Annotated in this window: 7 protein-coding genes; 6 read left to right on the top strand and 1 reads right to left on the bottom strand. The window is 67.4% G+C overall.

Going from position 1 to position 9,528, the window contains the following annotated elements:
* Positions 1 to 294: SIMPL domain-containing protein (locus tag VFE28_16615; GenBank protein ID HZM17619.1), on the top strand; the 294-nt coding region annotated here is incomplete at its 5' end.
* A gap of 5 nt (positions 295 to 299) precedes the next feature.
* On the opposite strand, the gene VFE28_16620 is transcribed toward VFE28_16615, so the two are convergent.
* Positions 300 to 1,013, bottom strand: a complete 714-nt coding sequence (locus VFE28_16620; protein HZM17620.1) for a ferredoxin — start codon at positions 1,011 to 1,013, stop codon at positions 300 to 302.
* A gap of 170 nt (positions 1,014 to 1,183) precedes the next feature.
* On the opposite strand from VFE28_16620, the gene polX reads away from it, so the two are divergent.
* The 5 genes from polX to VFE28_16645 all read left to right on the top strand — a co-directional run.
* Positions 1,184 to 3,253, top strand: coding sequence for a DNA polymerase/3'-5' exonuclease PolX (polX, locus tag VFE28_16625; GenBank protein HZM17621.1), 2,070 nt, complete (start codon positions 1,184 to 1,186; stop codon positions 3,251 to 3,253).
* Positions 3,250 to 4,095, top strand: a complete 846-nt coding sequence (gene nth / locus VFE28_16630) for an endonuclease III (protein ID HZM17622.1) — start codon at positions 3,250 to 3,252, stop codon at positions 4,093 to 4,095. The genes polX and nth overlap by 4 nt, the downstream gene beginning before the upstream one ends.
* A 29-nt stretch (positions 4,096 to 4,124) precedes the next feature.
* Positions 4,125 to 4,970, top strand: coding sequence for an alpha/beta fold hydrolase (locus VFE28_16635; GenBank protein HZM17623.1), 846 nt, complete (start codon positions 4,125 to 4,127; stop codon positions 4,968 to 4,970).
* Positions 4,971 to 4,985: 15 nt separating this feature from the next.
* Complete coding sequence (locus VFE28_16640; GenBank protein HZM17624.1) at positions 4,986 to 7,301, top strand: amylo-alpha-1,6-glucosidase; 2,316 nt, start codon at positions 4,986 to 4,988, stop codon at positions 7,299 to 7,301.
* 192 nt (positions 7,302 to 7,493) lie between these two features.
* Positions 7,494 to 9,528: hypothetical protein (locus tag VFE28_16645; GenBank protein ID HZM17625.1), on the top strand; the 2,035-nt coding region annotated here is incomplete at its 3' end.

A 9,528-nucleotide genomic window follows, 5' to 3' on the forward strand; every position in this document is an offset into this window, starting at 1 on the left:
GGCGAGCTCGTGCGCCGCGGCGTCGTGCTCAACGACCTCGGCGGCCCGGTGTTCGTGTTCACCAAGCTGAACGAGATCAAACCGGACATGATCGCCGCGGCGACCCGCAACGCCCGTGAGAGTGCCGAGCAGTTCGCCGCCGACTCGAGGAGTCGCATCGGCGGCATCCACCGCGCCACGCAAGGGCTCTTCCAGATTTTGCCGCGGGACGAATCCCAGGCGGTCTCGGAACAGAGCCAGGTGGAGAAGAAGGTGCGCGTCGTGACCACGATGGAGTACTTGCTGACCGAGTGACGCTCTCACTCCGCAGCGCGGGATTCCATCGCCTGTCGCAGGGCGGCGCGTGGGTCCGCCACACCTTCCTTGAAGGTATAGACGTCGATGCCCCCGCTGCCGAGCCGGCGGTAGCTCGTCCCGATGGCGGCAGGGAAGTAGTAGTCCGCCCGGAAGGAAACCGGGAACGAGTTGGTCTTGCCGGCGAGGAAACGCAGCTTGGGGTCTTGCAGCCAGGCAAGGATCGAAAGCGAGCGGGGCCCGAGCCTCTCCACACTGCAACCGTACTCTGGAGGCTCGCGCGGGATGCCATGCATGGAGAAGAGCGGATGGTGGGGGAGCCCGCGTGGGAGCTCGACATGCAGCCGCCAGCCGTCCGGGAGAGGCGTGAGACGCAGCACCCTGCCGTAGCGGCGTTCCCTTTCGGCCAACTCCTCTGGTTCTTCTTTCTGCGCCTTCCACTGCGCTTCCCAGCCCTCGACGACCGGCAGGCTCGTGATCGTCTCGGCGGCGGGGAAGCCGGCGCCGCCGGCGAGGGTGATGGCATCGACGGGACAGCAGAGCAGGACCGCCCGCGGGCGCACCGAGTCGGGAGCGGCCTGGGCGCGGACGACTGCTTTGTCACCGTTCATCGCGAAGAGCGCCGGGTAGGATGCGCTGCAGGCGCCGCAGCCGATGCACTGCTCCGCCTCGACCTGGAACTCCAAGGGTGCGGCGGGGGTCGCCGTCTCGGTGCTCATGGGCCCCCAGGATAAGGGGCAGGAACGAGGCGGAACAACCAAGAGAGAAGCATGAGCTGGCGCGTCGTGGGAGTGGCAGAGGGCTGGCCACCCACTCGCCGCGTTCGTGGCGGTGATTGCATTCCACCCCGCTGGGCCGTAGGGTCCAAGGCGCCGGGGAGAAGCGAACGATGATGCGCAGGAAGCAAACGGGCGCCACGAAGCCACGGAGCGCGTCGAAGGCTCCCGCCAAGGCTTCGGGTGCGATGCAGGCGCCGGGCACTAAGAAGGCGCCGGTCGCGAAGAAAGCTCCGGCAGCGAAGAAAGCACCGGCAGCGAAGAAAGCACCGGCCGCGAAGAAAGCACCGGCCGCGAAGAAAGCACCGGCAGCGAAGAAAGCACCGGCCCCGCCGAAGGCGCCCGAGACTTCGGCTTCAACACCCGCAGCAACGGAGCGCCGCGGCCGGACCTCGCGAGCCAAGAAAGCACCCGGGCCGCCGCCGGAAGCCCTCGGCCCTGCGGACGTCATGCCGGCGGAGCAGATCGCCACGGTGCTGCAAGAGATCGCGGCCCTCCTCGAGATCCTCGGCGAGAACCCATTCAAGGTGCGCGCCTACGACAACGCCGCGCGGCTCCTGCCCGGTCTTGCCGAAGACCTGCCGGCGTTGGTACAGAGCGGCGAGCTGGAGAATGTGCGCGGCATCGGCAAGGGAATCGCTGACCGTGTGGCCACGCTGGCCCGCACCGGCCGGCTCGACTATCACGACGAGCTGAAATCGAAGGTGCCGCCCGGGCTGCTCGAGATGTTGCAAGTCCCCGGCCTCGGCCCCAAGAAGGTGAAGCTTCTCTTCGACAGCTTGGAAATCGCCTCCGTGGAGGCGCTGGAGCGGGCGTGCCGCGAGAACCGCCTCCTCGACACCCGTGGCTTCGGCGAGAAGACGCAAGAGAACATCTTGCGGGGCATCGCCCTCGTCCGGCGCAACCAGGCGCGCTACTTCTGGAGCGTGGCGGCGGAACAGGCACAGGCTGCCATCGAGGCGCTCCGCCAGCACCCGGCGGTGCAGCGCCTGGAGATCGCCGGCAGCCTGCGGCGCCGCAAGGACGTCGTCCACGACGTGGACATCGTCGTCAGCACGAGCGATCCCGACGCCGTGAGCCAGGTGTTCGCGAGCGGGCCTTGGGTGGAACGTGTGCTCAGCAGCGGGCCGACGAAGACGAGCATCCTGCACCCGAGCGGTCTGCAGATGGACCTGCGGGTCGTCTCCGACACCCAGTTCCCCTACGCCCTGCACCACTTCACCGGCAGCAAGGCGCACAACATCGCCATGCGTGGCCGCGCTGTGCGCATGGGCATCAAGATCAACGAGTACGGTCTCTTCCGCGGCACCGACCTGATCCCTTGCGCCGACGAGGCAGCCATCTTCGCTGCCCTCGGTTTGCACTTCGTGCCCCCGGAGATGCGGGAGGACACCGGCGAGATCGAGGCGGCGGAAAGCGGCACCCTCCCCGCCCGCCTCCTGGAGCTCGTGGATCTTCGCGGCGCCTTCCACGCCCACACCACCTACAGCGATGGCAGGGATACCCTGGAGGACATGGTGCGCGCCGCCTCGGAGTTGGGCTGGGACTACGTCGGCATCAGCGATCACAGCCAGAGCGCCGGTGCCTTCGGGATGAGCGCGGCCAAAGCGCTCGAACAGATCGAAGCGATCGGGCGTCTGGACGCGGGTCCGATCCGAATCTTCCGCGGCATCGAATGCGACATCCTGCCCGATGGCTCTCTCGACTACCCACCCGAAATCCTGGGGCGCTTCGACTTCATCATCGCTTCCGTGCACGCCGAGTTCCACCTCGACCGCGACACCCAGACGCGCCGGGTCCTGCGGGCGGTGCAGAATCCCTGGACCACGATCCTCGGGCACCCGACCAGCCGGATGCTCTTCGACGAACCGGGGATGGACCTGGACCTGGGGGCGATCTTCGAGGCCGCAGCCCGCCATGGCGTGGCGGTGGAGATCAACGGCCAGCCCAAGCGCATGGACCCGGACGGGACGATGATCCGCCTCGCTCGTGACCACGGCGCCATGCTGTGCGTGGATCCCGACGCCCACAAAGTGCGCGCCCTGCGCAATGTCGAGTACGGCGTCGGTCTCGCCCGGCGTGGCTGGTTGGAAAAGCACCACGTGCTCAACACCTGGGACACGGAGCGCCTGGCCACGCACTTGCGGGAGCGGCGGTCCCGCGCGGAGGCGGGCGCGGCGTGAAGAAAACGATCCGCGGACGAAAGCGAGCTCCGGCGCCGAAGCGTGCCACAGCGGTGAAGCGAGCCACGGAGGTGAAGCGGGCCGCGGCGGTGAAGCGTGCCACGGTGGTGAAGCGGGCCAAGAGGGCAAAGACCGCCGTGGCGAAGGCAAGCGCTCCGAGGCGGGCGACGGCAGGGAAGCGTGCTCCCGAGCGGCGTTGGGCCGAGTCGCCGGCGGCGCTTCGGCACCGCATGGCGACGATCCTCGAGCGCCTCGAGCAGCTCTATCCGCAGGCAAAGTGCTCGCTCGGCCACGAGAACCCGCTGCAGCTCCTCATCGCCACCATTCTTTCGGCCCAGTGCACCGATGCGCGGGTGAACATGGTGACCCCGGCGCTCTTCGCCCGCTACCCCGACGCCCGCGCCTTCGCCGAGGCGGATCTGGGCGAGCTCGAGGAGATGATCCGGAGCACGGGTTTCTACCACAACAAGGCGCGCAACATCATCGCCTGCGCGCGGGAGCTCCTGCTGCGCCACGGTGGCCAGGTGCCGGCGGATCTGGAAAGCCTGGTGGCGCTGCCAGGGATCGGGCGCAAGACCGCCAATGTTGTCCTGGGCAACGCCTTCGGGATCCCCGGGCTGGTGGTGGATACCCACGTCACGCGTCTCGCCAACCTCATGTTCTTGACAGCCCAGAAGGACCCGAACAAGATCGAAACCGACCTCATGGAGGTCGTGCCGCGCGAGAAGTGGACGAACCTGGCTCACCTCTTCATCGAGCATGGACGCCGGGTGTGCGTGGCGCGCCGCCCTCGGTGCGGGGACTGTGTGTTGCACGACGTCTGCCCTTCGAGCGCGGTGTGAGGAATGACCGCTGGGCGTCCGGAGGACCGGTGGGTAGCGTTTCCTTCGAGATCCCCAGTCAGCACGGAAAGTCATTGCGCGGCGATTGCCTGGAGCCGGAGGGCAGCGGCCCCTGGCCCGTCGTGGTCGTCTGCCACGGTTTCAAAGGGTTCAAGAACTGGGGATTCTTCCCCGAGTTGGGCCAGCGGCTGGCGCAGGCCGGCTTCGCCACCGTCCTCTTCAACTTCTCCGGCGCCGGTGTGGGGCCGGACCTGCTCACCTTCACCGATTTCGAGGCCTTCGCTCGCGACACGATCTCGCAGCAGATCGACGACCTGGGCGGCGTTCTCGATGCCCTGCATGCCCGCCGCCTCGGTTCTGGACGTCTGGACCTCCGGCGGCTTGCGGTCGTCGGCCATTCCCGCGGCGGCGCCGTCGCCATCCTGCGCGCTCGTGAGGACCCGCGACTGGCTGCGGTCGTGAGCTGGGCCGGTGTTTCCACACTCTGGCGCTATTCCGAGCGCGAGCTGGAGGAGTGGAAGCGCAAGGGTTCCATGGAGTTCCTCAACATGCGGACGATGCAGCGCATGCGCATCGACAGCAGCTACGTCGCCGACCTGGAAGCCCACCGGGAGCGTTTCGACCTGGTGGAAGCGGTGCGGCAGCTCCAGATCCCCCTCCTCCTGGTGCATGGAAGCGAGGATCTCTCGGTCCCCGCGCAGGAGGCCCGCGAGTTGCAAGCCGCGGCCGGAGGGCGGGCGGAGCTGCACCAAGTCCCGGGTACCGGCCACACTTTCGGCGTGGTCCACCCCTGGGAGGGCAGCACGCCGGCCTTCGACGAGGCCACGCGCACCACGATCGGCTGGCTGCGCGAGCGACTCCAGGCGGACCGCTGACCAGGAAGCGAGAGCATGGCGGAACCACGCGACAAAGCTACGGAGCTGGCGGCAACATCGGCGGCCGGCCGCACGCCGTCCGGCAACATCGCCCAGCCGTCGGCCCACGAACGCGCCCTGGGCAGCGGCGCCATGCGTTTCGCCCCGCCGCCGCAACAGCGCATCAGCCGCGCCCACTTCGTCCCCGTGCAAATCCGCATCGGCGAGGAAGAATGCCACGACCTCGGGCGAGCCTCGAAGAAGGAATGGTTGGTGACCAACGGCATCGGCGGCTATGCCATGTCCACCGTGGTGGGCCTCAACACGCGCCGCGAGCACGGCCTCCTGGTGGCAGCGGTGCGCGGCCTCGGCGGCCGGCGGGTGGTGCTGTCGAAGATGGAGGAAACCGTCGTTATCCCGGGCGCCACGCGCTCCCTGGACACGACCTTCTATCCCGGCGTCGTGCACCCGCGTGGGTTCGAGCTTTCCAGCAGCTTCCGTCTCTATCCGTTTCCGAACTTCGTCTTCGCCGGTCACCGCTGGAGACTCGAGAAGCACGTCGTGCTCGTGCACGGTGAGAACACGGTCGTCGTCACCTACCGCATGCAGCCCCTGGCGAAGCGCCGCCCTGACGGTTTGAAGCGGCCCGATGCCTCCAGGGAGGCGGCGGGCGACGACGAGGGCGCCGTTGGGGAAGCGAACCAGTCTCCGGCCACCGCCGCCGGCGACACCGGCCCGATCGAGACGCTGAAGCTGCGCGTCCGCCCGCTTTTCGCCTTCCGCGAGGCGCATCAGCTCGGTGAGCGCAACGAGCGCATCCAGAGTGGCTTCGGCAGCCGCACCGTGGGCGAGCGCGGCTCGGTGGTGCGCTGCTCGCCCTATCCAGAGTGGGAACCGGTCTATCTCGTCTGCAACGAGGCGGGTTTCGTCGAGGGCCCGGACTGGTACAAGAGCGTCGAGTACCCGCAGGATCGCTACCGTGGTCTCGACTACAGCGAAGACCTGTGGAGCTACGGCTACTACGAGCTCGATCTGCGCATGGGCGAGTCGCTGACCATCGCTTGCACCCTGCACCCGCCGGAGACGCACGCGCCCAATTGGTCCGAGGAGCGCGAGGTGATCCGCCTGGCGCAGGTGATGGCGAAGTCACCGGACGAGTCTCCTTTCGCCCGCCGGCTCATGCTCGCCGCCGATCAGTTCGTGGTGCGGCGGGAACGCGACGTGCCGGCGCTCATCTCGGGCTATCCGTACTTCACCGACCACGTGCGCGAGACCCTCATCGCCATGCCCGGCTTGCTGTTGGTCACGGGCCGCCACCGCGACGCCAAGGCCATCCTGCGGGCCTACTCGCGCTCGTTGCAACGCGGCCTGCTCCCGCGGCGTTTCGCCGACGGCGGCCGTGCCGAATACGGCAGCATCGACGCGACGCTCTGGTTCTTCGTCGCCGTGTTCAAGTACTTGCAGTACACCGGTGACTTCGACTTCGTGCGCACCGAGCTGCGCATTCCTCTCCTCGAGGTGATGCGCTACTTCCAGGAGGGCACGCGCTTCGGCGTCCGCCTCGACCGCGACGGCCTCCTGCAGTGCGGTGAACCAGGGATCGCCCTCACCTGGATGGATGCCCGCGTCGGCGACCAACCGGTGACGCGCAGGGATGGCAAGCCCGTCGAGGTGAACGCGCTCTGGTACAACGCCCTGAAGGTGATGGAGCGCTTGGCCGAGCGGTTCTCCATCCCCAACGACATGGCCCGCTTCGCCCGCCGGGCCGAGCAGGTCGAAGCCAGTTTCCACGATTCCTTCTGGAACCGGGAGCTGGGTTGTCTACAGGACGTGGTGACCGCGACGGGCTCGGACGCGTCGATCCGGCCCAACCAGATCCTGGCGGTGAGCCTGCCGTTCCCGCTCCTCAACAGCGACGATTCCTCCAGCGTCCTCCGCGTGGTGGGGGAGAAGCTGCTCACGCCGCTCGGCCTGCGCACCCTCGATCCGGCGCATCCGATGTTCCGGCCTTCCTACGACGGCAACGAGGCCGAACGCGCCCGGGCGGCGCACCAGGGCACAGCCTGGGTGTGGTTGCTGGGGGCGTACATCGCGGCGCTGGTGAAGTGTCGCGGCGAGTCCGGTCGGACCGAGGCCGCTCGGCTCCTCGACCCGGTGCAGCGCCACCTCCTCGACGACTGCCTTGGGCAGGTGTCGGAGAAGAGCTGGGGCAACCCGCCGCACTGGCCGCGGGGCTGCCCGGCCGCGGCCGCCGCCGTGGGCGAGCTGCTCCGCGCCTACTACGAGGATGTGTTGGCTCGGAATCCGGGGGTGCGGGCGCCCATCCTACCTCCGCCGCTGCGCCGGGCGTAGCCCACGCTCGCCCCTACTCCGTTTCTGCACAATTGCTTACAAGGAAACGCTGGATCGTGATATCCTGAACGAGTCAGCGCCTCTCCGGCGAGCCTAACCTGTAGAAGCAGCGGGGGATCCGTGGTCCTACCTACCCTGCCGCGTTCCACCTCTGGGCGGGATGGGCGCGGTGCGCCGAGAGCGGTTGCGACCGTGCTCGGCGTCCTCCTTGTCCTTGCCGCCGTTGCCGGCCAGGCGCTCGTGCCGCTCGGCTCCGAGTTCCAGATCAACACCTTCACGCCGGCCCCCCAGGGGAGGCCGATCGTCGCCGCCCAGGCGTCGGGCCACTTCGTCGTCGTGTGGGAAAGCGTCGGCTCCCCGGGCAACGACAACAGCGTGTACTCGGTGCAGGGACAGCGCTACGCGCCCGACGGCAGCCCCCTCGGCAGCCAGTTCCAGGTCAACACGTACATTTCCAACAACCAGACCGACCCTGCCGTCGCTGCCGACGCGGCAGGCAACTTCGTGGTTGTGTGGACGAGCACGGGATCACCGGGTTCCGACAACAGCTCCTCCTCCGTTCAGGGGCAACGCTTCGTCGCCGACGGCACCCCACTCGGCAGCCAATTCCAAGTCAACACCTTCGAGACGAATACACAATGGCGGCCTTCGATTGCCTGCGACCCGGCGGGCAACTTCGTCGTCACCTGGGAAAGCACGGGTTCGTCGGGTACCGACAACAGCTCCACCTCCATCCAGGGGCAACGCTATGCCGCCAACGGCACCCCCTTGGGTGGCGAGTTCCAGGTCAACACCTACTTCCTCTCCGATCAACAACGCCCAGCCATCGCAGCCGATGCCGCGGGCAACTTCATCATCGTGTGGACCAGCTTGGGGTCGGTGGGGAACGACATCAGCGACACCTCCATTCAAGGGCAGCGCTATGCAACCGACGGCAGCCCCGTCGGTGGCCAGTTCCAGGTCAACACCCACACGGTGAGCACGCAAAACAAGTCTGCCGTGGCCTACGACGGCTCGGGCAACTTCGTGGCGGCGTGGGAAAGCAACAGCTCCCAGGGCTCGGACAACAGCATGTATTCCGTCCATGGGAGGCGTTACGCCGCCAATGGCACCGCGCTGGGCAGCCAGTTCCAGGCCAACACCTTCATCTTGAACAATCAGAGCTCGCCTTGTGTCGTCGTGGAGCCGTCGGGGAGTTTCATCATTGGTTGGAACAGCGTGGGCTCGTTGGGCACCGACAACAGCTCCACCTCGATCCAGTTCCAGCGGTACGCTGCCGACGGGAACCCCCTCGACGGTGAAACACAGGTCAACACCTTCACGACCGGGGTGCAATCGTTCCCGACCATGGCCACCGACGGCTTCGGCAAGTTCGTGGTCGTCTGGGAGAGTGCGGGATCTGCAGGGACGGATCACAGCGATACCTCGGTACAAGGTCAGCGCTACGACAGCTCCTTCACCATCACAGCGTCCGCGGGGGCGGGTGGGTCGATCACTCCGAGCGGCGCCGTGCCGGTCGCCTCCGGCGGAACGCAAGCCTTCACGATCACGCCGGACGCCTGCCATCACATCGCCGATGTCTTGGTGGACGGAGTTTCGGTGGGTGCGGTGGCGAGCTACACCTTCACGAACGTGACGGCGAGCCACACGATCGCGGCGAGCTTCGCCGTCGACAGCTACACGATCACGGCAACGGCGGGAGCCGGTGGCAGCGTCAGCCCTTCGGGAGCGGTAGCGGTCAACTGCGGCGGGACGCAAGGGTTCACGATCACACCGGACACCTGCCATCACATCGCCGATGTCTTGGTGGACGGAGTTTCGGTGGGCGCGGTGGCGAGCTACACCTTCACGAACGTGACGGCGAGCCACACGATCGCGGCGAGCTTTGCCGTCGACACGTACACGATCACGGCAACGGCGGGAGCCGGCGGCAGCATCAGTCCTTCGGGAGCGGTGGCGGTCAACTGCGGCGGAACGCAAGGCTTCACGATCACGCCGAATGCATGCAACCGGATCGCCGATGTCTTGGTGGACGGAGTTTCGGTGGGTGCGGTGACCAGCTACACCTTCACGAACGTGGCGGCGAGCCACACGATCGCGGCGAGCTTCGCCGTCGATAGTTACACGATCACGGCAACGGCGGGAGCCGGCGGCAGCATCAGTCCTTCGGGAGCGGTGGCGGTCAACTGCGGCGGAACGCAAGGCTTCACGATCACGCCGAATGCAT

The sequence above is a fragment of the Candidatus Krumholzibacteriia bacterium genome (assembly GCA_035649275.1).
Lineage (GTDB): Bacteria > Krumholzibacteriota > Krumholzibacteriia.